This is a genomic window from Pseudoalteromonas sp. PAST1, assembly GCF_021532515.1.
Taxonomy (GTDB): domain Bacteria; phylum Pseudomonadota; class Gammaproteobacteria; order Enterobacterales; family Alteromonadaceae; genus Pseudoalteromonas; species Pseudoalteromonas simplex.
This window is the reverse complement of record NZ_JAKGBH010000050.1, coordinates 1-24,333: the sequence shown is the minus strand read 5'-3', so window position 1 is coordinate 24,333 and position 24,333 is coordinate 1. Positions and strand designations below refer to the sequence as shown.

The following is a 24,333-nucleotide window of genomic DNA, read 5'->3' as shown; positions in this document are numbered from 1 at the left end:
AAAGTTAAATTAAGCTACGCCAGTAATTGGCTGGGCAAAGCTGCTGGTTTGTTCTGTTTGACCAAACCATGCAAGCTGATGGTGCAATGATGCAACTTCACCAATAATTAATAGGGCGGGTGAAATAATGCTATGGCGCGAAATCAAGTCGGCCAGCTCACCTAATTGCCCTGTTACCACACGTTGTTCTTTACGTGTGCCATTTTCGATAATGGCAACGGGGGTATCTGCACCGCGGCCATGTTTTAATAGTTGTGCTTGAATATGTGGTGATTTAATCACGCCCATATAAATCGCTAAGGTCTGATTTGGCTTGGCGAGTGACTGCCAATCTAATTCTTGACCATCTTTTTTACAGTGACCTGTTACAAACTGAATGGCTTGCGCATGATCTCTGTGAGTAAGTGGAATACCGGCATAAGCGCTACAGCCTGCAGCAGCAGTAATACCCGGTACGATTTGGTAACGTACTTTATTCGCGGCAAGAACTTGTACTTCTTCACCACCACGACCATAAATAAACGGATCGCCACCTTTAATACGGCATACTTTTTTGCCTTGCTTGGCAAAATCGACCAACATCTGATTGGTATCTTCTTGCGCCACGCTATGATCGCCTAAACGTTTACCTACGCAAACTAGGTCTGCATCACGGCGAACTAAATCCATAATTTCATCAGAAACCAAGTAATCATATACAACTACGTCGGCTTGTTGCATTAACTGCAGTGCTTTTAGTGTTAATAACTCAGGGTCACCTGGGCCTGCACCAACAACATACACTTCGCCTTCAGGCTCTGGCTTTGCATCTAACAGTTGCTCTAACTGCGCTGTTGCAGCTTCGGTATTACCCGCTTGCACTTTACTTACAACTGATGAATCAAATACGCCTTCCCAAAACTGGCGACGATCGGCAAAGTGTTTAAAGCGTTGTTTTACTTTGTCACGAAAGCTACCAACTAATGTAGCGAGTGGACCAATATGTTGTGGAATAAGCGTTTCGAGTTTTTCACGTAAACGACGCGCTAATACTGGCGCTGTGCCTGCGCTTGAAATTGCAATAGTGATTGGATCACGGTCAACAATTGATGGAAAAATAAAGCTGCACTTAGGTTGATCATCCACCACATTAACGAAAATATTGCGCGCATTAGCAAGTTCGAACACATCTCTGTTAACGCTGTCTATATCAGTTGCAGCGATTACCAGCATTTGCTGATCTAAATACTGTTCTTTGAAAAAGTCGTTAATGAGTGTTACATCACTTTTCTCAGCAAGTTCTCGAAGTTCATCACAAAATTCAGGGGCGACTAGCGTCACATGAGCACGTGCTTTTAAAAATGCGCGGCATTTGCGTAACGCAACATCTCCACCGCCGACTACCAGCACAGGTTTGTCGTCTAATTTGGTAAAGATTGGTAAATATTGCACTTTGTTCTCACCCCTAAAACACATCAAGAAACTGCTTATTGCAGGCAAGCAGAATATAGTGCTCTAAAAAAAGTAAAAAATAATTAAAACCAAGTTTATATAACTAAAAGTTATACCAGGTGGTTTGTTTTGGCTTAAGACTTAGTTAACAAGGGATTGCGGCGAGTTACAAGTAAATAAGCAGCCTTATGGTGATTAGTTATGATTTATAGCCGAATGATAAAAATTTGCTACTATAGGTCACTAATATGGCAACACAACTATAAGAGCTATGATTAAAATGCAAACAAGCGCTGCCCAAGCGGTGGCACTGATGGACTTAACAACTCTGAATGACAGCGACACAACAGAAACCATTAATAACTTGATTGCCAGTATTGAGCCTAAGTTAGGCATTCCTGCAGCGGTCTGTGTGTATAGCCAGTTTGTTAGCGATGCAAAGCTTGCTCTCGCTGAGCGCGAACTACAGCAAGTCAAAGTGGCTACAGTTACTAACTTTCCTAGTGGGGAGCAATCGTTAGAGCAAGTGTTAAATGAAACCCTATTTGCCATTGAACGCGGCGCTGATGAAATTGATTTAGTGATCCCCTATAAAGCGCTTATTGCCGGTGATGAGCGCAAAGTTTTAGAGTATGTCAAAGCGTCAAAAGAGGCATGTGGCAGCCAAGCGCAACTTAAAGTTATTATCGAAAGTGGCGAATTAAGCGATGATCTCATTGCAACAGCAACTAAGCTAGCAATTGATGGCGGCGCTGATTTCGTTAAAACCAGTACCGGTAAAGTGGCTGTTAATGCAACGCTAGCTGCAACAGACATCATGTTAAACACTATAAAAACGAGTGGTAAAAAGGTTGGTTTTAAAGCAGCGGGCGGGGTCAGAACAGTCACCGATGCTGCTGAGTATTTAGCCCTAGCTGAATCAATTATGGGTGAAGCGTACTTACAACCCGAGCTATTTCGTTTTGGCGCTTCTGGGTTATTAAAAGATGTGTATGCAACATTAAATGAATCGTGAAAGTGAACAAGAGAAAATAGCGCTCGAGCATGGCGCAGCAAAGTTATTTTTGCGCTGTTACGAAAAGCAGTTTGGCGTGAGTATGCGTAATATTTGGCATAATACGCCAAGTAAGCCAGACGTGAGTTGTTATAAAGGTGATGAACGGCTTGATATTGAAGTCGCACATTTATATGCCAGCGAAACAGAGGCAATGGCGGTGTTAGGTCGGCCGCTGTCTATCTCAATGCAACGAGATCTTGCTGAAATGGCTTTAGCACCCAGTAACGAGCGTTTGCACTGTGCTTTACATCGCTTGCTGGCACAAAAAGCTAAGAAACACTACGAGTCTACGCAGCCTTGGTTATTAATTCGAAATGCTAGTACTATATGGCATCTTGATGATTTTAAGTCAGTACTTACTCACCTTGATGTGCCTAAGCATCATCCATTTCAACAAATTTGGTTGTTATGTGATTTTTATCGTGGTGAGCTATTACAAATTTTATAACTAAGGTTTTAAACAGCCAGTGCTGGCACTGGCTGTTAGTTTGCTTAGTTAAATTTAAACATACTGCCAAAGCTTTCTAAACTTGATTTGTTCGTTTTGGCAATACACCCTGAATCATCAAGAGACTTTTTAGTTGTCTCATCAGCAAGGCCTGTCACTTTCAGCTTTTTTTCTTGCTGATACTCAGTGAGAGCAATCACCGTTGCTTGATCGTACTCTACGTCTTCTATTTCATATTCTTCGTAGTGAGGCTGCCTTTTCAAATAACCCAAACAAACCAAGTTCAGTCGTGACATCGCTAAGTCAGTTTTTTCGTAGTAAGGCATTCTGTGAGTTGGAACACTAACCGATGCAACTGGCGCTTTAGCAGGAGCTGCAGCTGCGGTTACTTTTAGTGGTGCAGGGGCTGTATGGCCAGCTGCAATGGTGTTATCACTATTATAGCGATAATAAGTTGTTGGCACTTTTGATTCTAAAAACTCAACGGCTTTTACGATCACTTCGCGCAGTGCTTTTTCTTTTGGTGTGTTTGACCAGCTACTTAAGTTACCACCAACGAGTGCGCCACCAAAATTGGTAGCAGCAGATGTAAAGTCAAAATCTTTACTGCCGCCCTCAACACTGGTAGCGGCTAAAATACGAGAAGTACGCGTGTCGATTAAGCGTAAATCTATCGCCATGTGCGAACTTGAAAAACCCGCCGATACCGAGCTAAATACATCGCCGATAAAGCCACCACTGCCGACACGAGTGCCTGAGTTGTCATCATCAAACTCTGTGACTGCGGCAACCACAACAATTTCGGCTCCCTCTATTTCACCATACGCAGCACCAGAAGCTGCACTCACGCGGCCTGATACAGCAAGGTCTTGTTCTGATAATACGGCATCAAGTGCTTGTCGTTCTAAAACAATAAAGCGATTGGTGCTAACTAATGCGGTTGTGAGTTGATCGGCCATACCTTCACCAATTTCTTTACGCCACCAACGTGAATCGTTTGATTTATCAGTAAAGCGGGCAACAGCGATCCGAGCTTTTGGGCCATTGTATTGCTGCTGTGCAACTTCGTTTATATCTGGGCTATTGGTATTGCTGGTGGTTGTCGAAGTACTCTGGCATGCAGTCAGTGCCGCAGCAAGTAACGTAATCGAAATTGCTTTGTGTGTTTTGGTGAGCATATGACTTTCCTTAACTTATATCTCATGCAGTAAATAACGCCGCACTATGGGCTTTGTTGTTATTGACGTTTGTATGGATAAGCTATAAAAATCAGTGTTTTATTAATAGCACTCAGGCGAAAACTTTATTCACTGACGCGAAATTCGGCATGTTTTTGATGTTTTTCTCGATACTGTTTTGGTGATAAGCCAACATAGCTCTTAAAGCTTCGGGCAAAATAGCTTTGTGAACTAAAACCTGCTTGCTCTGCGACTTGACCAATTGCTAGTTCGCTATCGATTAGCTGTTTTTTTGCAAACTCTAAGCGAGTATTGCGTAAATAATCAGAAGGTGTTTGTGAGTACAAGGCTTTCATTTTTAGTTGCAGAGCTCGAGAGCTTAAACATAACGCAGAGGCTAGCTGCTCAACCGAGAAGCTTTCATCTTGGTAGTGTGCTTGTACTGTCTGCTTAAGCTTTTCAGTGAAGGAATAATCTTTATTTTGTACTGTTACAGCGGCTGTATCACTATTCAGAGGAGCTGCCAGTTGTGCTGTTAGGTGTTGGTTTAAAATATGTCTTAGATTAAGCAGTCCTTTTACTCTGCTAACTAGTAGAGTAGGTTCAAAAGGTTTACTCAAAAAATCATCAGCTAATAAATCCAGCCCTTTTAAGCGGCTGTGGGTATCTGCTTTAGCAGAAAGTAATAATACCGGAATGTGGCTGGTGGCTGGGTTTGAACGCAGTGCTGCTAATAATTGATAACCATCCATATTTGGCATCATCACATCACTAATAATGAGCTCAGGTAAGTTTGACTGGCAAAGGTCGAGAGCTTGCTGACCATCAGTTGCACAGATACAGTTAAACTCTTTATTAAATAAAGAAAGGAGTAGCTCTGCCATTTCCTCATTATCTTCAACAATCAGCAGTGTTGGTTGTGAGGTATGAACTTGCATAGCGCTACTGGCTTGATTATCAGCACTTTCAATCATAGGTAATGACACAGTAAAGCAGCTACCTTCAGCGATTTTACTGCTTACACTGATAGAACCACCGTATTGTTCAACGAGTTGTTTTACTAAGCTCAGGCCAATACCACTTCCTGCTTCTGACGATGTTAAGCGAGTAAAGCGCTGAAAAATCGACTGCTGATGCTCACTGGCAATACCCACACCGGTATCAGTAATTTTAAACTTTAACGCTTGTTGTACTTCACTAAGGTGAATATCGACTGTGCCACCTGCAGGGGTGTACTTAAGAGCGTTGCTTATCAGATTACTAAAAATCGAGTGAGCATGTTCAGGAGCAAGGTTAATCTTAAGTGCTGTAGTGGTGGTGTCAGTGAAGCTAAATTGCAGCTGTTTTTGCTCATACAGAGGCCTGAAATCCGCCACTAAATCTGTTAAAAATGGCGTAATAGAATAGGGGCTGACAGTGTAAATTGCCGTGCTTGGGCGTTGACTCAATTGTAAAAGTTGATTGATTAGCTCTAGTAAGCGTTGGCAGTTTCGTTTAATACTGGCTAGTTGCGTTTGAGCTTTTGGATCGGCATTGCTTCGCTGCAATTGACTGATCGGAGCGAGTATTAAGCTAAGTGGTGTTTTGAGTTCGTGGCTAATGTTATCTAAAAACTGGTCTTTTAATTTGTTTAGCTCAATTTCGGTTTGCTTCTCTTGCTCTGCTAGTTTGCGCTTGTACAAGGCATTTAACACAAGCCAAGTCAGTGCTAAAGCAAACACAAAGTAAATACAGTAGGCTAGATTAGTTTGCCACCAAGGAGGCACAACAGTAAGTTCTAACAGCTGTGTACTGTCACTCCATTGACCATATTGATCTTTTGCTTTTAGCAATAACTGGTAGTGACCAGCAGGCAGCTGTGGATAGTTAATTTGTCTAAGGGATGCATCGGTATATAAAAATTGCTCATCAAAGCCAGCTAGCTTGTAGCCATATTGGTAATGTTTTGGAGTCGCGCCATTTTTTAATGCACTAAATTTAAAGCCGATAACCCCAGCTGATTGAGCAAACGAGAATGTCTGAGTCGCACTTGCAAACGTATTGGTTTGTTTATCAAAATGGTTGCTTTTAATCGCTCGGTTATTAAGTAATAACTCAGTTAACACTGGCGTAGGGGGAGTGTGCGATAAGGTTAGTTGCTCAGGGTAAAAATGATTGTAGCCATTAATACCACCAAAAAATAATTCGCCATCGTCTGCTTGAAAGCTCGCACCCAGTATAAATGATTGATGCTGAATGCCGTCTTCTGGTAGAAACTGCTGCATTTGCTGCGTGCTGGGGTTATAACGAGTGAGTCCGCCATTGGTTGCAAGCCAAAGCATGTCTTGTTTATCGGCAAGAATGTCAAAAATGTTGTCGTTAGCTAAACCTTGTTGTTCAGTAATCTGTTTCACTGTGAGGGTACGCTTGTTGACTTGATTCAAGCCTTGCATGGTGCCAACCCAAATGCTGTCTTCACTGAGTAATAAAGAGGTAACCATATTGTGGCTAAGCCCTGTCTCACCAGAGCTTTGTTCATCTAATAAACTAAATTGCTCTGTTGATATATCGAGTTTATTGAGTCCTGCTCGGGTACCAATCCACAGTGCATGCTCTTTATTATCATAAGCCAAAGTAAATACGGTGTTGTTGGCAAGGCTATTTTGCGTATCACTGTGCTTATAGTGAGTTACTTTGGCAGAGGCAGGCTCGAAACGGGTTAGGCCTTGGTTACTACCAAGCCAAAGCGCACCTGTTTTGTCGCTGGTAATTGCGTAAACACGGTCACTGGCTAGCTGGTGGCTTTGCATGGTGAAAGCTGTAAACTCATCAAGGCTGTCTTGATACTTTATTAAGCCGCCTCCGTACGTACCTATCCACAACTGCTGGTTAGCGTCTTCGTGTAGGGCAAATATATTGTTATTGGTTAGGGCGTCTTTAAAGTGCTGATAACCAGAGGTTGTTTTGCGATTGAGTCCATCACGGGTACCAACCCAGACCTCACCATTGGCTCTTTTAACTATTGAACGGACAAAGTTATGACTTAACGAATTTGCTTGAGAGGTTTTTAATTGATGAGAGAACTGTTGCTGCTTAGGATCATAGCGGTGCACACCATAGCCGTCTGTGCCCAGCCAAATAATACCTTGCGAGTCTTGATAAAGAGAAAGCAAATAGTCGCTGCTTAAGCCATTGGAGTTTTGTTTGTCATGACGATGTTGAGTGAATTGCTTTTGTAAGTCAGCACCAGCAGGCAAAAAGTAGAGCCCTTGTCCATAACTTGTAAGCCAAAGGTTTTGCTGTTGGTCAATCAGGCTGTCTGTTACCCAGGTTCCATTAAACTGTTCGATTTTTTCACTACTTTGCGTTGCTAAATTAAATATATGAAGACCTTTTTTACCGCCAATAAGCAGCTTTTTGTCATTAAGCAATTTGAGATGCCAGAGCGGCACGGAAATCTGAGCATGCTGAGTAAATTGCTCAGTAATTGGGTCAAATGAAATAAGCCCTTTATCTGTGGCAAGCCAAATTAGTTCATCGGTAATAACAATGTCTCGAATTAGTGGCTGCGCTGATTTATAGTGAAAGTGTGTAAAACTATTATTTGATACATCAAAACGGGTTAATTTCCCGTGTTCGTGACCTAGCCACATAACATCGTCTTTAGCTAACGCCATAGACCAAATTTTATCTTCACTTAGGTTTTCATTATGGTGTGTAGAAAACACCTCAAACAGACCGGTTTTAGGGTTGAGTCTATTAAGCCCTTTGCTTGCAGTCGAAAACCATAGCTGGTTTTTACTATCTCTAACACAGCCTGTAATCCAATTCCCTGAAATGCTTTTATCATCGCTGTTAGCTTTAAAACGCTTAAATTCATAACCATCAAAGCGATTTAAGCCACCTTGTGTGGCAAACCATAAAAAACCTTGTTGGTCAGTGATGCTGCAAGTGATTGAATTTTGGCTCAGGCCCTGCTGACTATTAAAAGTGCTAAGGTGTAATGAACGGGCACTACTCTGATTAGCCATCAACAAAATGAGGCATAACAATACAATATTAAAAGGGGATTTTAATAGCAGCACACTGATCCATGTTGTTTTATGTTCCTGTAATGGGTTTATGATAAACTGCTTTTTAATCAATGTTAATATTGATTTTTAAACGAACTGATGAGATTTTAACTAATGGGTATCTTTTACTCTTGTGTTAATGAATTGCGTAAGTATAATAGGCATCCACTTTGCAGGGGCGTAGTTCCAATTGGTAGAACAGCGGTCTCCAAAACCGACGGTTGGGAGTTCGAATCTCTCCGCCCCTGCCACTTTTTACACAATGTGTGCTAAGTCTGAAATTAAAAATCGGTTTAAACAAGTCAGTTTTTAAGTTTAGATTTTAATGGATTAACCCTGCCAGAGCGCAGGGTTGTTGTGTCTGTAGTTAAGGTAAAAATATTATGAGCACGAATGTAGAAACACCATCAAGTGCGATGGATTCAGTAAAGTGGATTGTAACAGTTGCGCTACTAGCAGGCGCAGTCGTTGGTAACCACATGTATGCAGACCAATCTGTATTATTACGTGCTATTGGTGTAGTGGTTGCTGTTGCAGCTGGTTTAGGCATTGCCTCACTAACTGAAAAAGGTCGTACTTTTCTTGCGTTTGCAAAAGAAGCACGTATCGAAGTACGTAAAGTTGTGTGGCCAACTCGCCAAGAAACAACACATACGACATTAATTGTAATGGTTGCAACTGTGATTATGGCGCTTATCCTTTGGGGATTAGATGGCATTTTATTCCGCGCAGTAGGCTTTTTAACTGGATTGGAGATCTAATCCCATGTCGGATGAGAAGAACGAAAAGAAACTACGTTGGTACGTAGTACAAGCTTTCTCTGGTTACGAGAAGCGTGTAGCACAAACTATTCTTGAGCACATCAAGATCGAAGGTTTGGAAGATAGTTTTGGTGAAGTATTAGTACCAACTGAAGAAGTTGTTGAGATGCGCGCTGGCCAAAAGCGTAAGTCTGAGCGTAAATTCTTCCCAGGTTACGTACTAGTTCAAATGGACATGAACGATGCAAGCTGGCACCTAGTGAACAGCACTGCACGTGTTATGGGCTTCATTGGTGGTACGTCTGATCGTCCAGCACCAATTAGCCAAAAAGAAGCTGACCGCATCTTAAACCGTCTTCAAGAGAACTCTGAAGCACCTAAGCCAGCTACATTATTCGAGCCAGGCGAAGTTGTTCGTGTTATCGATGGTCCATTTGCTGACTTCAGCGGTGTTGTTGAAGAAGTTGATTACGAGAAGAGCCGCGTGAAAGTGTCTGTTCTTATCTTCGGTCGTTCGACACCTGTTGACCTTGAATTTGGTCAAGTTGAGCAAGACAAGTAAGTAAAAAATTAAAGCTGCCAAAATCGTTTAATATTTTGGCAATAAGCTTGAAAAAGGCCGCTGATTAACTTATAATCAGCGGCCTTTTTGTGTTAGGGCAAGTTACAACTTGTTTTATCACTAAAAAGTGAGAACCAATTTTTAAACTGGGAAGCCGTTAGAGTACGCGTCCTCGCGCGCACAAGGCTATGACCCACCAAATGAGGTATTTATTATGGCTAAAAAAGTTGAAGCTATTATCAAGCTACAAGTTGCCGCTGGTATGGCTAACCCTAGTCCTCCAGTAGGTCCAGCACTAGGTCAACACGGTGTAAACATCATGGAATTCTGTAAAGCGTTCAACGCACGTACAGAATCTATCGAAAAAGGCGCTCCAGTTCCTGTAGTGATCTCTGTTTACGGTGACCGTTCTTTCACGTTCGACATGAAAACTCCACCGGCTGCTTACTTACTTAAGAAAGCTGCAGGCATCAAATCAGGCTCTGGCCGTCCTAACACTGAAAAAGTGGGTACAGTAACTCGTGCTCAACTTGAAGAAATCGTTGAGACAAAACGACCTGACCTTACAGCGGCTGATATGGACGCTGCAGTTCGCACTATCGCAGGTTCTGCGCGTGCGATGGGCTTGAACGTAGAGGACTAAGATAATGGCAAAATTAACTAAACGTATGCGTACTATCCGCGAAAAAGTGGATGTAACTAAAGATTACGAAATCAACGAAGCAGTTGCTCTTTTAAAAGAGTTAGCGACAGCTAAATTCGTAGAAAGTGTTGACGTTGCTGTTAACCTTGGTATCGATGCTCGTAAATCTGACCAAAACGTACGTGGTGCAACTGTACTACCTAACGGTACTGGTCGTGAAGTTCGTGTTGCTGTATTCACACAAGGCGCTAACGCAGATGCTGCGAAAGAAGCTGGTGCTGAATTAGTGGGCATGGAAGATCTTGCTGATCTAGTTAAGAAAGGCGAGATGAACTTTGACGTTGTTGTTGCATCTCCAGACGCTATGCGTGTTGTTGGTCAACTAGGTCAAATCTTAGGTCCACGTGGTCTAATGCCAAACCCTAAAACTGGTACTGTAACGCCTAACGTTGCAGAAGCAGTTAAAAACGCGAAAGCAGGTCAAGTTCGTTACCGTAACGACAAGAACGGTATCATCCATACTACTATCGGTAAGGTTGATTTCACTGCTGAGCAACTTCAACAAAACCTTGAAGCTCTTATTGTTGCGCTTAAGAAGGCTAAACCTTCTCAAGCAAAAGGTACTTACGTGAAGAAAGTAACTATCTCTACAACAATGGGCGCAGGTGTTGCTGTTGACCAAAACTCTCTAAGCACAGTTGTTGCTTAATTAAGAGTTTACATGGCGCGAAATTTGAACTATAATTTTGCGCCATTTTGTTGAGAAAGTTAATTTCAAAACAAGTAAAGAATTCGGGTTGAAGTCCATAATTTCGTAATGCCTTCGGGTAAAAACGATAAATTGGACTTCCGTCCAAGACCGTAGGCGGCTTCGGCCTTAATATATTACCTACGTAGACGGTGTGAATCCCCAGATAGATTTTCCTAATCTTCTGGCTCTCGCCGTAAAAAGCATCTCCATCTTAGATGGGGAAGAGTAGAACAGGGAAGCCAATTTCGGCAACCCATTAAACCAGGAGTAACACCCATGGCTTTAAATCTTCAAGGCAAAAAAGCAATTGTTGCTGAAGTCAACGAAGCAGCCACTGGTGCTCTTTCTGCAGTTGTTGCAGATTCTCGTGGTGTAACAGTTGGTGCTATCACTGCCCTTCGTAAAGAAGCTCGTGAAGCTGGTGTATGGATGAAAGTTGTTCGTAACACTTTAGCTAAACGTGCTGTTGAAGGTACAGATTTTGAGTGCCTTTCTGACTCACTTGTAGGTCCAAGCTTAATCGCTTTCTCTTCAGAGCACCCAGGTGCTGCTGCGCGTATCTTCAAAGATTTCGCGAAGAAGAACGAGAAATTCGAAGTTAAGACGGCTGCATTTGAAGGTAACGTAGTAGACGCAGCTATGCTAGCAACTCTACCTACTTACGACGAAGCTGTTGCACGCTTAATGAGCGCTATGAAAGAAGCGTCTGCAGGTAAATTGTGTAAAACAATTGAAGCAGTACGTGTACAGAAAGAAGAGCAAGCTGCTTAATTTTAAGCTGTTTTTTTGTTCACTTTCGGTGTAATATTTTTTTTGGGCTATATTTAGTCCGTAATAATTAGGAAATTTGTAATGTCTGTAACTAAAGACCAAATCCTTGATGCTATTGCTGAAATGTCAGTAATGGACGTTGTTGCTCTAGTTGAAGCAATGGAAGAAAAATTCGGCGTAACTGCAGCTGCTGCTGTTGTTGCTGGTCCTGCTGCTGAAGCAGCTGAAGAAAAGACTGAGTTCGACGTAATCCTTACTGGCGCTGGCGCTAACAAGGTTGCAGCCATCAAAGCTGTACGTGGTGCTACTGGTCTTGGCCTTAAAGAAGCTAAAGCACTTGTTGAAGCTGCTCCTGCACCTATCAAAGAAGGTGTATCTAAAGAAGAAGCTGAAGCACTTGCAAAAGACCTTACTGAAGCTGGTGCTGAAGTTGAGGTTAAGTAATCTAGCTTACGCTAGGTTCGCTGCCTGAGTAATCAGGCAAGGGCTGGTGATTATTTAATCACCGGCCTTTTTGCGCTATAGAGCGATGCAATCCTGTAACGCAAATAAAATCTAATTTTCTCTTTACTTTCAAGTTGTTACCTGTTTTGGTATTGAAAGTGTCAGAGCAAAATAGAACAACAATTTAATGTTGTACATCTTGGCTTAGATGCCAGTTAAGTCTGTTCTTACAAGAACAGGTCGGGTCAAAGATCAGCAAGCTGAGGAACCCCATGGCTTACTCTTATTCTGAAAAGAAACGTATCCGTAAGGATTTTGGTAAACGTCCACAAGTTTTGGATATACCTTTCTTACTGTCGACGCAGTTAGAATCGTTTAAAAAATTCTTAGTCCCTGACGCTGATGGCGATCACGGTTTGGAAGCTGCTTTCCGTTCTGTGTTTCCTATCAAAAGCTACTCGGGAAATTCTGAGCTTCAATACGTAAGTTATCGTATTGGTGAGCCAGTATTCGATGTAAAAGAATGTCAAATTCGCGGTGTGACTTATTCTGCTCCACTTCGCGTAAAATTGCGTCTTGTGGTGATGGACAAAGAAGCACCAGGCACAGTTAAAGACATTAAAGAGCAAGAAGTTTACATGGGCGAAATTCCGCTCATGACTGATACCGGTACCTTTGTTATCAATGGTACAGAGCGTGTTATCGTTTCTCAGCTACACCGTAGCCCTGGTGTATTCTTTGATAACGACCGCGGTAAAACTCACTCGTCAGGTAAAGTACTTTATAACGCGCGTGTAATTCCTTACCGTGGTTCATGGTTAGACTTCGAGTTTGATGCAAAAGATAACCTTTATGTACGTATTGACCGTCGTCGTAAATTACCGGCGTCAATCATCTTACGTGCACTTGAGTACTCAACGGATGAAATCCTAGAGATATTCTTCGATACAACTGCGTTTGAAGTTGCTGACGGTAAAGTTCTTATGGAACTTGTTCCTTCACGCTTACGTGGTGAAACTGCCGCTTTTGATATCAAAGGCGAAGACGGTGAAGTCCTTGTTGAAGCGGGTCGTCGTATTACTGCGCGTCACATCAAGAACATCGAGAAAAAAGGTATTAACCAATTAGAAGTACCGCATGAGTACATCATTGGTCGTGTTGTAGCTAAAAACTATGTTGATGAGTCAACGGGTGAGATCATCGCAAACGCGAATGACGAGCTATCACTTGAGCTAATGGCTGAATTGGTTAAAGCAGGTCACACTAAGATTGATACACTATATATCAACGAAGTGGACAGCGGCGCCTACATGTCAGATACATTACGTATCGACACAACAAGCAACCGTTTAGAAGCATTAGTAGAAATTTATCGCATGATGCGCCCAGGCGAGCCACCGACGAAAGACGCGGCTGAAGCCTTATTTGATAACTTGTTCTTCTCTGACGAGCGTTACGATTTATCAACAGTTGGTCGTATGAAGTTCAATAGCCGTGTAGGTTATGACTCAGATACTGGCCCTGGCACATTATCGAAAGAAGACATCGTAGCTGTTATGAAAGTGCTTATCGCTATTCGTAACGGTGTTGGCGATGTTGATGATATCGACCACTTAGGCAACCGTCGTATCCGTAGTGTTGGCGAAATGGCTGAGAACCAATTCCGCGTTGGTCTAGTACGTGTTGAGCGTGCTGTACGTGAGCGTTTAAGCTTAGGTGACCTTGACGCTGTAATGCCACAAGATCTTATTAACGCTAAGCCTATTTCGGCTGCGGTTAAAGAGTTCTTTGGTTCATCTCAGTTATCACAGTTCATGGACCAAAATAACCCGCTTTCAGAAGTAACGCACAAGCGTCGTATTTCTGCATTAGGCCCGGGTGGTTTAACACGTGAACGCGCTGGCTTCGAGGTTCGAGACGTTCACGTAACTCACTATGGTCGTGTATGTCCAATCGAAACGCCTGAGGGTCCAAACATCGGTCTAATTAACTCATTGTCTACGTACGCACGTACTAATGACTATGGTTTCTTAGAAACACCTTACCGTAAAGTGGTAAACGGTGTAGTTACTGATGAAGTAGATTACTTATCAGCCATTGAAGAAGGTCAGTTTGTTATCGCTCAGGCGAACTCAAACTTGAATGAAAACAATGAGTTTGTTGATGAACTAATTCCATGTCGTCACAAAGGTGAATCAACCTTTATGGGCAAAATGGACCAGCAATATATGGACGTATCACCACAACAGGTGATCTCTGTAGCGGCAGCACTTATCCCGTTCCTAGAACACGATGATGCTAACCGTGCATTGATGGGTTCAAACATGCAACGTCAAGCCGTACCAACACTTATCGCGGACAAACCGCTGGTAGGTACAGGTATCGAGCTTACACTAGCGAAAGATTCTGGTGTAACTATCGTTGCTAAGCGTGGTGGTGAAGTAATGTATGCGGATGCAAGCCGCATCGTTGTAAATGTACATGAAGATGAGCGTATTCCAGGTGAAGCGGGCATCGATATTTACAACCTTACTAAATACACTCGCTCAAACCAAAATACATGTATTAACCAAAAACCAACTTGTATGGTTGGTGAGCCGGTAACACGTGGTGACGTATTAGCAGATGGTCCTTCGACTGACCTAGGTGACTTAGCACTTGGTCAAAACCTTCGCGTGGCATTCATGCCATGGAACGGTTATAACTTCGAGGATTCAATCCTACTATCTGAGCGTGTAGTTCAAGAAGATCGTCTAACGACTATCCACATTCAAGAACTACAATGTATCGCACGTGATACTAAATTAGGTCCTGAAGAGATCACAGCAGATATCCCTAACGTAGGTGAGTCTGCACTAGGCAAGCTTGATGAATCAGGCGTTGTTTATATCGGTGCTGAAGTTAAAGGCGGCGATATCCTAGTAGGTAAAGTGACTCCGAAAGGCGAAACGCAATTAACACCAGAAGAAAAGCTACTACGTGCTATCTTCGGTGAGAAAGCGTCAGACGTTAAAGACAGCTCTTTACGCGTACCAAACTCTGTAACTGGTACTGTAATCGACGTACAAGTTTTCACCCGTGACGGTGTTGAAAAAGATAAGCGTGCGTTAGAAGTTGAAGACATGCAGCTTCGCGAAGCGAAGAAAGACTTCAACGAAGAGTTCCGTATCTTAGAAGCAGGTGTATTAGACCGTGCTCGTAAGTTACTTGTTGACGCAGGTCTGAACGCAGATTCAATTGCATCACTAAATGCTGAAAAGCTGCTTACTCAAAGCCTTGCTGAAGAAGACAAGCAAGCTGAACTTGAGCAACTAGCTGCCCAGTACGATGAGCTTAAAGCTGAATACGATAAGAAGTTTGAAAACAAACGTCGTAAGATCACTCAAGGTGATGACTTAGCACCAGGCGTACTTAAGATTGTTAAAGTATACCTAGCTGTTAAACGTCGTATCCAACCAGGTGATAAGATGGCGGGTCGTCACGGTAACAAAGGTGTTATCTCGACTATCGTACCAGTAGAAGATATGCCATACGATGACAAAGGTCGTACGGTAGACATCGTTCTGAACCCGCTAGGTGTACCATCACGTATGAACATCGGTCAGATCCTAGAAACACACATGGGTCTTGCTGCACGTGGTGTGGGTGAGCGTTTAGAAGAAATGATGAAAGAGCAGCGTGAACTGCACGAAATCCGTAGCTTCGTTAAGAAAGTTTACGAATTAGGTGATTGTCGTCAGAAAGTTGATATCGACTCGTTCTCTGATGATGAAGTTCGTCGCTTAGCTGATAACTTGAAAGGTGGTTTACCGATCGCAACTCCAGCCTTTGATGGTGCTCGTGAAAGCGAAATCAAAGACTTACTAGAGCTTGGTGGTTATCCAAGAAGCGGTCAAGTTACACTTTATGATGGCCGTACTGGCGATCAGTTCGAACGTCAAGTAACTGTTGGTTACATGTACATGCTGAAACTTAACCACTTGGTTGATGACAAGATGCACGCACGTTCAACTGGTTCTTACAGCCTTGTTACTCAGCAGCCGCTGGGTGGTAAAGCTCAGTTCGGTGGCCAGCGTTTCGGTGAGATGGAGGTGTGGGCACTAGAAGCTTACGGTGCTGCATATACTCTACAAGAAATGCTAACAGTGAAATCGGATGACGTGAACGGTCGTACTAAGATGTATAAGAACATCGTAGATGGTAACCATAAGATGGAACCAGGTATGCCAGAATCGTTCAACGTATTGTTGAAAGAAATCCGCTCACTGGGTATCAACATCGAGTTGGAAGAAAATTAAGCCATTTAGGTGCGGCGTAAGCCGCACCTGTTAGGCCGAATAGAATGTAGGGGCGATTGGTTCGCCCTCAAGATTAACCTCCGACAGGAGAGCTAAGGTGAAAGACTTACTTAAGTTTCTGAAGCAACAAAATAAGACCGAAGAATTCGATGCAATTCGCATTGGTCTTGCTTCGCCAGATATGGTTCGTTCATGGTCATACGGTGAAGTAAAGAAACCTGAGACAATCAACTACCGTACTTTCAAGCCTGAGCGCGACGGCTTATTCTGTGCCCGTATTTTCGGCCCAGTGAAAGATTATGAGTGTTTATGTGGTAAATATAAGCGCCTTAAGCACCGTGGTGTTATTTGTGAAAAGTGTGGCGTTGAAGTAACGCTTACTAAAGTGCGTCGTGACCGTATGGGTCACATTGAGCTTGCGAGCCCAGTTGCGCACATTTGGTTCTTAAAATCATTACCGTCACGTATTGGCTTAATGCTAGACATGACACTTCGTGACATCGAGCGCGTACTTTACTTCGAATCATTCGTAGTAACTGAGCCTGGTATGACAACGCTTGAGCGTGGTCAGCTTTTAGGTGAAGAAGAGTACCTAGATGCACTTGAAGAGCACGGTGATGAGTTTGAAGCGAAGATGGGTGCAGAAGCAGTATTAGACTTGCTTCGTGAACTTGATCTTGGCCAATTAATTGCTGAAATGCGCGAAGAGTTACCAACAATTAACTCTGAAACTAAGCGTAAGAAGATCACTAAACGTCTTAAATTAATGGAATCTTTCCACCAATCAGGTAACAACCCTGAGTGGATGATCATGACAGTACTTCCAGTACTTCCGCCTGATCTACGTCCATTAGTACCACTAGACGGTGGTCGTTTTGCGACTTCTGATCTGAATGACCTTTACCGTCGTGTTATTAACCGTAATAACCGTCTTAAGCGTCTATTAGATCTAGCAGCACCAGACATTATCGTACGCAACGAAAAACGTATGTTACAAGAAGCGGTAGATGCGCTACTTGATAACGGTCGTCGCGGTCGTGCGATTACAGGTTCTAACAAACGTCCTCTTAAATCGCTTGCTGATATGATCAAAGGTAAGCAAGGTCGTTTCCGTCAGAACTTACTTGGTAAACGTGTAGATTACTCTGGCCGTTCTGTAATCACAGTAGGTCCTACGCTTAAACTACACCAGTGTGGTCTTCCTAAGAAGATGGCACTTGAGCTATTCAAACCATTTATCTACGGCAAATTAGAGCGTCGCGGCATGGCTACGACTATCAAAGCTGCTAAGAAGATGGTTGAGCGTGAAGTGGCAGAAGTATGGGATGTATTAGACGAAGTAATTCGTGAACATCCAGTATTACTTAACCGTGCACCAACACTTCACCGTTTGGGTATCCAAGCGTTCGAACCTGTGCTTATCGAAGGTAAAGCGATCCATTTACACCCATTAGTTTGTGCGGCGTACAACGCTGACTTCGATGGTGACCAAATGGCGGTACACGTACCGTTAACGCTTGAAGCACAGTTAGAAGCACGTGCTCTAATGATGTCTACAAACAACATCCTATCTCCAGCGAATGGTGAGCCAATCATCGTTCCTTCACAGGACGTTGTATTAGGTCTTTACTACATGACTCGTGATCGTATCAATGCGAAAGGCGAAGGTACTGTATTTAAAGATCCTAAAGAAGCTGAAAAAGCATACCGCAGTGGTAATGCTGAGCTACATGCGCGCGTAAAAGTACGTATTAGCGAAACAGTTGACAATGAAGAAGGTGAAGCAGTTGAGCAAGTATCTATTGTTGAAACAACAGTAGGTCGTGCAATTCTTTCACTAATCCTACCTAAAGGCATGCCGTTTGAGTTAATCAACCAAGCCCTAGGTAAGAAACAAATTTCTGGCTTATTAAACGAGTGTTACCGTCGTCTAGGTCTTAAAGATACCGTTATCTTTGCTGACCAAGTAATGTACACAGGTTTCCACTACGCAATGAAGTCAGGTGTTTCAATCGGTATCGATGACTTAGTTATCCCACCGGTTAAAGCAGAAATCATTGAATCAGCGGAAGCTGAAGTAACTGAAATCAACCAACAATTCCAATCAGGTCTTGTAACGGCTGGTGAAAAGTACAACAAAGTTATCGATATCTGGTCACGTGTAAATGAAAACTTATCACGTGAGATGATGGCGAACTTATCAAAAGACACTGTAATCAACGCGAAAGGCGAAGAAGAAGAGCAATCTTCATTTAACTCAGTGTTTATGATGGCAGACTCAGGTGCACGTGGTAGCGCCGCTCAGATCCGTCAGTTAGCGGGTATGCGTGGTCTAATGGCACGTCCAGATGGTTCAATCATCGAGACACCAATCACGGCGAACTTCCGTGAAGGTCTGAACGTACTACAGTACTTCATCTCAACGCACGGTGCGCGTAAAGGTCTTGCCGATACAGCACTTAAAACAGCAAACTCGGGTTACTTAACGCGTCGTCTAGTAGACGTTGCACAAGACTTAGTAATCAACGAAGACGACTGTGGCACAGAAGATGGCTTAACAATGAAACCGCTTATCGAAGGTGGTGACGTTGTAGAAGCACTTCGTGAACGTGTACTAGGTCGTGTTGTTGCTGAAGATGTATTAATTCCAAATACTAACGAAGTACTTGTTGAGCGTAACGTTATGCTTGACGAAAAACTGTGTGACCTTTTAGAAGAGCACTCAGTGGATGAAGTACGCGTTCGTTCAGTAATCACTTGTGATAATGACTTTGGTGTATGTGCTAAGTGTTACGGTCGTGACCTTGCGCGTGGCCACATCATCAACCCAGGTGAGTCAGTAGGTGTTATCGCGGCACAATCAATCGGTGAGCCGGGTACACAGCTTACGATGCGTACCTTCCACATCGGTGGTGCGGCATCTCGAGCGTCTGCTGAAAACAGTGTACAAGTTAAAACTAACGGTACATTGAAGTTACACAATGCGAAGTACGTATTAAACACAGACGGTAAGATTGTTATCACGTCTCGTTCAACAGAGATCACTATCATCGATAGCTTTGGTCGTGAGAAAGAGCGTTATAAAGTACCTTACGGTGCGGTGTTAGCAGTACAAGATAATGCAGAAGTTCAAGGTAACGACATCGTTGCTACTTGGGACCCGCATAGTCACCCAATCGTTCTTGAGCACAAGTCAAAAATCTCGTTCAGCGACATTGATGACTCAAATACCGAAGCACAAACAGACGAGTTAACTGGTTTAACACGTGTGGTTGTTAAAGACTTAGGTAAAGCGAATGCGAAAGAACCTAAACTAATCATCGAAAGCGATGAGCGTGGTCTGCAAGAAACACGTCTTCCTTCATTCACAACGATTGAAGTAACAGACGGTGCAACTGCAAACCCAGGTGACGTACTAGCACGTATTCCGCAAGAAGGTTCGAAGACTCGTGATATCACGGGTGGTCTACCTCGCGTAGCTGACTTATTCGAAGCACGTAAGCCGAAAGATCCTGCAATCCTTGCAGAAATCACAGGTACTATCAGCTTCGGTAAAGAAACTAAAGGTAAGAAGCGTCTTGTAATCACTCCTGCTGAGGGTGACGCATACGAAGAGATGATCCCTAAATGGCGTCAGCTTAACGTGTTCGAAGGTGAGCAAGTGTCTAAAGGTGAGGTTATCGCCGATGGTCCTGAGTCACCACATGACATCTTACGCCTACGTGGTGTAACTCATGTAGCTAACTACATCGTTAACGAAGTGCAAGAGGTTTACCGCTTGCAAGGCGTTAAGATCAATGACAAGCACATTGAGACAATTATTCGTCAGATGCTACGTAAATGTATCATCCTTGACGGCGGTGACACTGAGTTCTTAGCCGGTGAACAAGTTGAAGTAGCACGCGTTAATATTTCTAACCGTGAACTTGAGAAACAAGGCAAGATCCCAGCGAAGTTTGAAATCCAGTTAATGGGTATCACTAAAGCGTCACTTGCAACAGAATCTTTCATTTCTGCAGCATCGTTCCAGGAGACAACACGTGTCCTAACTGAAGCCGCTGTAAATGGTAAGAGCGATGAGCTTCGTGGTCTGAAAGAGAACGTAATCGTGGGTCGTCTGATCCCAGCTGGTACAGGCTTTGCGTATCACCAAGACCGTTTAAACCGTCGCAAGCAAGGTGAAATCGTTGAAGAGCAAACAGTAAGCGCTGAAGAGGCAACTCAAGCACTTACTGACGCACTAAACGCAGATATCTCTGGAAACCAATAATCTCAGCTTAATCAATAGATTAAGAAATCGTAAGGCAGTTATCTTCTGCCTTACGATGAGTTAAGGTTGACAGGTTAAACTTTGCTCATTAAAATTCCGCCACCCATTTGCCTGCACGTTTTGTAACGAGCATGTAAACAGGGCGGATTTTTTTATTTTTTCAGTAGTAATTTTAATTTCAGGAGCTATTTAAATGGCAACTATTAACCAGCTAGTGCGTAAGCCACGTCGTAGCAAAGTTACTAAAAGTAACTCAGCTGCACTTAAAGCTTGTCCGCAAAAGCGTGGTGTATGTACTCGTGTATATACAACTACACCTAAGAAACCAAACTCTGCATTACGTAAAGTAGCGCGTGTTCGTTTAACTAACGGTTTCGAAGTAACATCTTACATTGGTGGTGAAGGCCACAACTTACAAGAGCACAGTGTAATCCTAATCCGTGGTGGTCGTGTTAAAGACTTACCAGGTGTGCGTTTCCACACTGTACGTGGTGCACTTGACTGTGCAGGCGTTAGCGACCGTCGTCAAGCTCGTTCTAAATACGGTGCTAAACGCCCTAAGGGCTAATGGTTCTCCGTTAGTAAGGCCAAGCACTAAATTTTTAAATTAATTGTTTTGGGTATTGACTCTAAAAGAGCAAACCTGAAGATACCGGAGATACAAAATGCCTAGAAGACGCGTAATAGGTCAACGTAAAATTCTTCCAGATCCTAAGTTCGGATCGGAACTTCTTGCTAAATTCGTTAACGTAGTAATGTTAGACGGCAAGAAATCTACTGCTGAAAAAATCGTTTATGGTGCGTTAGACGTGGCTGCTGAGAAATCAGGCAAGTCGCACCTTGAAATCTTTGAAGCTGCACTTGAAAACGTTCGCCCACAGGTAGAGGTTAAATCTCGCCGTGTTGGTGGTTCAACGTACCAAGTACCAGTTGAAGTACGTCCAGTACGTCGCAACGCATTAGGTATGCGTTGGTTAGTAGACGCTGCACGTAAGCGTGGCGAAAAATCTATGGGCTTACGTTTAGCTCAAGAAATCGTTGACGCTGCTGACAACAAAGGCACTGCGGTTAAGAAACGTGAAGACGTTCACCGTATGGCTGAAGCGAATAAAGCATTCGCTCATTACCGTTGGTAATCTGCCCTTAACCTTTAAGAGGATCATATGGCACGTACAACTCCACTTGAGCGCTATCGCAATATCGGTATTTGCGCTCACGTAGATGCAGGTAAAACCACCACAACAGAACGTGTTCTGTTCTACACGGGTCTTTCTCATAAGATCGGTGAAGTACATGATGGTGCTGCAACTATGGATTGGATGGAGCAGGAACAAGAGCGTGGTATCACAATCACTTCTGCTGCAACAACGTGTTTCTGGAAAGGGATGGACGCTCAATTTGACGACCATCGCATCAATATCATTGATACGCCAGGACACGTAGATTTCACTATCGAAGTAGAGCGTTCTTTACGCGTACTAGATGGTGCGGTAGTTGTTCTTTGTGCTTCATCTGGTGTACAGCCGCAAACTGAGACAGTTTGGCGTCAAGCGAACAAATACGAAGTTCCTCGCATGATCTTCGTAAACAAAATGGATCGCACTGGCGCTGACTTCTTAACAGTTGTGGACCAGGTGAAATCTCGTCTTGGAGCAACGCCTGTTCCAATTCAGCTACCAATTGGTGCTGAAGACGACTTTAAAGGTGTTATTGACCTTATTAAGATGAAAGCCATTAACTGGAATGCCGAAGATCAAGGCATGACTTTCACTTATGAGGCCATTCCGGCAGAGCTTCTGGAGCTTGCAGAAGAATGGCGTTCTCACATGGTTGAGAGCGCTGCTGAAGCATCAGAAGAACTAATGGACAAATATCTAGAAGGTGAAGACCTGACCGAAGCTGAAATTAAAGCAGCTTTACGTCAGCGCACATTAGCAAACGAAATTGTTCCAATGACGTGTGGTAGTGCATTTAAGAATAAGGGTGTTCAAGCTGTGCTTGATGCTGTTATCGAATATATGCCTGCGCCAACACAAGTGAAACAAATCCAAGGTATCGTTGAAGATGGTACTGAGGAAGAACGTCCTGCTGATGACAACGCACCGTTTGCCGCACTTGCTTTTAAGATTGCGACAGACCCGTTCGTTGGCACCTTGACCTTCTTCCGTGTTTACTCTGGTACTGTTAAACAGGGTGATGCGGTATACAATCCAGTTAAAAGTAAGCGTGAGCGACTTGGTCGTATCGTTCAGATGCATTCAAACTCACGTGAAGAGATCAAAGTAGTCTACGCAGGCGACATCGCAGCGGCTATTGGTCTTAAAGACGTAACAACAGGTGAGACACTGTGTGATCCGAACTCAATCATTACGCTTGAGCGTATGGAGTTCCCAGAGCCAGTTATCTCTGTTGCGGTTGAGCCTCGCACAGTCGCTGACCAAGATAAGATGGGTATCGCGTTAGGTAAACTAGCGGCAGAAGATCCGTCTTTCAGAGTACAAACTGACGAAGAATCAGGCCAGACTATTATTTCTGGTATGGGTGAACTTCACCTTGATATCATTGTCGACCGTATGAAACGTGAATTCAGTGTTGAATGTAACGTTGGTAAGCCGCAGGTAGCATACCGTGAAGCTATCCGTTCAGCTGTTGAAGTTGAAGGGAAGTTCGTACGTCAATCAGGTGGTCGTGGTCAATATGGTCACGTCTGGCTTAAACTTGAACCGATGGATATTTCGGAAGATGATGCGCCAACTTACGAATTCGTTAACGAAATCGTTGGTGGTTCAGTTCCTAAAGAATACATCCCTGCGGTAGACAAAGGCATCCAAGAGCAAATGGCTCAAGGTGTGCTTGCTGGCTACCCATTACTTGGCGTTAAAGCGACTTTATATGATGGTTCATTCCATGATGTAGACTCGAATGAAATGGCATTTAAGATTGCAGGTTCAATGGCGATGAAGAAAGGTGCGCTTGAAGCAAACCCTGCTCTTCTAGAACCAGTAATGAAGGTTGAAGTTATCACTCCTGAAGAAAACATGGGTGATGTAGTTGGTGACTTAAACCGTCGCCGCGGCATGATCGAAGGCATGGAAGAAGCATTCGGTGGTCTTAAGCAAATTAATGCGCAAGTACCACTTTCTGAAATGTTTGGTTATGCAACTGATCTGCGATCTGCAACACAAGGCCGTGCATCTTACTCTATGGAGTTTTTGAAGTATGCAGAAGCCGCTAAAAACGTTGCAGATGCAATAATTGCAGCTCGCGCTGTTATATGATTTAGCTTGTCTGGCCCAATAGTGGGTCAGGCGTTAATTTCTTTATAGGAATTTTTTAAGATGGCAAAAGAAAAGTTTGAACGCGTAAAACCGCACGTAAACGTTGGTACAATCGGCCACGTTGACCACGGTAAAACAACTCTAACAGCAGCAATCACTAACGTACTTGCAAAAGTATACGGTGGTGTAGCTAAAGACTTCGCATCAATCGATAACGCTCCAGAAGAGCGTGAGCGTGGTATCACAATCTCAACTTCACACGTTGAGTACGATACTCCAACTCGTCACTACGCACACGTAGACTGTCCAGGACACGCCGATTATGTTAAAAACATGATCACTGGTGCTGCTCAAATGGACGGCGCAATCCTAGTAGTTGCTGCGACTGA

General features: G+C 43.4%; 17 protein-coding genes and 1 tRNA gene. 15 read left to right on the top strand and 3 right to left on the bottom strand.

The genetic code is table 11. The annotated features are described in order from the left end of the window. Positions 1 to 9: 9 nt before the first annotated feature. Positions 10 to 1,431 carry a siroheme synthase CysG gene (gene cysG / locus L1272_RS18780; protein WP_235374067.1) on the bottom strand — a complete coding sequence of 474 codons (1,422 nt, stop codon included), beginning with the start codon at positions 1,429 to 1,431 and terminating at the stop codon, positions 10 to 12. Positions 1,432 to 1,702: 271 nt separating this feature from the next. On the opposite strand from cysG, the gene deoC reads away from it, so the two are divergent. Next, the gene (deoC, locus tag L1272_RS18775; protein WP_235374066.1) at positions 1,703 to 2,446 is read left to right on the top strand and encodes a deoxyribose-phosphate aldolase; all 744 of its coding nucleotides are present in this window, start codon (positions 1,703 to 1,705) and stop codon (positions 2,444 to 2,446) included. After that, complete coding sequence (locus L1272_RS18770) at positions 2,436 to 2,936, top strand: hypothetical protein (RefSeq protein ID WP_058586658.1); 501 nt, start codon at positions 2,436 to 2,438, stop codon at positions 2,934 to 2,936. Before deoC ends, L1272_RS18770 begins: the two co-directional genes overlap by 11 nt. Positions 2,937 to 2,980: 44 nt before the next feature. Here the strand turns inward: L1272_RS18770 and L1272_RS18765 are convergent, their stop codons facing one another. Next, positions 2,981 to 4,114, bottom strand: a complete 1,134-nt coding sequence (locus L1272_RS18765; protein ID WP_054554824.1) for a CsgG/HfaB family protein — start codon at positions 4,112 to 4,114, stop codon at positions 2,981 to 2,983. Between the two features lie 125 nt (positions 4,115 to 4,239). Continuing rightward, positions 4,240 to 8,124 carry a hybrid sensor histidine kinase/response regulator transcription factor gene (locus tag L1272_RS18760; RefSeq protein ID WP_235374065.1) on the bottom strand — a complete coding sequence of 1,295 codons (3,885 nt, stop codon included), beginning with the start codon at positions 8,122 to 8,124 and terminating at the stop codon, positions 4,240 to 4,242. A gap of 216 nt (positions 8,125 to 8,340) precedes the next feature. Between L1272_RS18760 and L1272_RS18755 the strand changes: the two genes are divergently transcribed. From L1272_RS18755 to L1272_RS18695, 13 genes are all read left to right on the top strand, one after another. After that, positions 8,341 to 8,417, top strand: a tRNA-Trp gene (locus L1272_RS18755). 132 nt (positions 8,418 to 8,549) lie between these two features. Continuing rightward, complete coding sequence (gene secE / locus L1272_RS18750; RefSeq protein ID WP_235374064.1) at positions 8,550 to 8,927, top strand: preprotein translocase subunit SecE; 378 nt, start codon at positions 8,550 to 8,552, stop codon at positions 8,925 to 8,927. A gap of 4 nt (positions 8,928 to 8,931) precedes the next feature. Beyond that, the gene (nusG, locus tag L1272_RS18745) at positions 8,932 to 9,489 is read left to right on the top strand and encodes a transcription termination/antitermination protein NusG (protein ID WP_054554826.1); all 558 of its coding nucleotides are present in this window, start codon (positions 8,932 to 8,934) and stop codon (positions 9,487 to 9,489) included. Positions 9,490 to 9,703: 214 nt separating this feature from the next. Then, the gene (gene rplK / locus L1272_RS18740; RefSeq protein WP_054554827.1) at positions 9,704 to 10,132 is read left to right on the top strand and encodes a 50S ribosomal protein L11; all 429 of its coding nucleotides are present in this window, start codon (positions 9,704 to 9,706) and stop codon (positions 10,130 to 10,132) included. 4 nt (positions 10,133 to 10,136) lie between these two features. Beyond that, positions 10,137 to 10,841, top strand: a complete 705-nt coding sequence (gene rplA, locus L1272_RS18735) for a 50S ribosomal protein L1 (RefSeq protein WP_054554828.1) — start codon at positions 10,137 to 10,139, stop codon at positions 10,839 to 10,841. 318 nt (positions 10,842 to 11,159) lie between these two features. Next, positions 11,160 to 11,654: a 50S ribosomal protein L10 gene (gene rplJ / locus L1272_RS18730; protein ID WP_054554829.1), complete on the top strand. Its 495-nt coding sequence runs from the start codon at positions 11,160 to 11,162 to the stop codon at positions 11,652 to 11,654. A gap of 81 nt (positions 11,655 to 11,735) precedes the next feature. Further along, positions 11,736 to 12,098, top strand: coding sequence for a 50S ribosomal protein L7/L12 (rplL, locus tag L1272_RS18725; protein ID WP_054554830.1), 363 nt, complete (start codon positions 11,736 to 11,738; stop codon positions 12,096 to 12,098). A 272-nt stretch (positions 12,099 to 12,370) separates the two neighbouring features. Further along, positions 12,371 to 16,396 carry a DNA-directed RNA polymerase subunit beta gene (rpoB, locus tag L1272_RS18720; protein WP_054554831.1) on the top strand — a complete coding sequence of 1,342 codons (4,026 nt, stop codon included), beginning with the start codon at positions 12,371 to 12,373 and terminating at the stop codon, positions 16,394 to 16,396. A 97-nt stretch (positions 16,397 to 16,493) separates the two neighbouring features. Beyond that, a complete protein-coding gene (gene rpoC / locus L1272_RS18715; RefSeq protein WP_054554832.1) occupies positions 16,494 to 20,666 on the top strand; it encodes a DNA-directed RNA polymerase subunit beta' in 4,173 nt (1,390 codons plus the stop codon). Between the two features lie 193 nt (positions 20,667 to 20,859). Further along, a complete protein-coding gene (rpsL, locus tag L1272_RS18710; protein WP_002958885.1) occupies positions 20,860 to 21,234 on the top strand; it encodes a 30S ribosomal protein S12 in 375 nt (124 codons plus the stop codon). Positions 21,235 to 21,331: 97 nt separating this feature from the next. Beyond that, positions 21,332 to 21,802 (top strand): 30S ribosomal protein S7, encoded by a 471-nt coding sequence (gene rpsG / locus L1272_RS18705; protein WP_054554834.1) that lies wholly within the window; start codon positions 21,332 to 21,334, stop codon positions 21,800 to 21,802. A 27-nt stretch (positions 21,803 to 21,829) separates the two neighbouring features. Next, complete coding sequence (fusA, locus tag L1272_RS18700; protein WP_194442960.1) at positions 21,830 to 23,944, top strand: elongation factor G; 2,115 nt, start codon at positions 21,830 to 21,832, stop codon at positions 23,942 to 23,944. 60 nt (positions 23,945 to 24,004) lie between these two features. Then, the coding region (locus tag L1272_RS18695) for a GTP-binding protein (RefSeq protein WP_235374063.1) at positions 24,005 to 24,333 on the top strand (329 nt) is incomplete at its 3' end.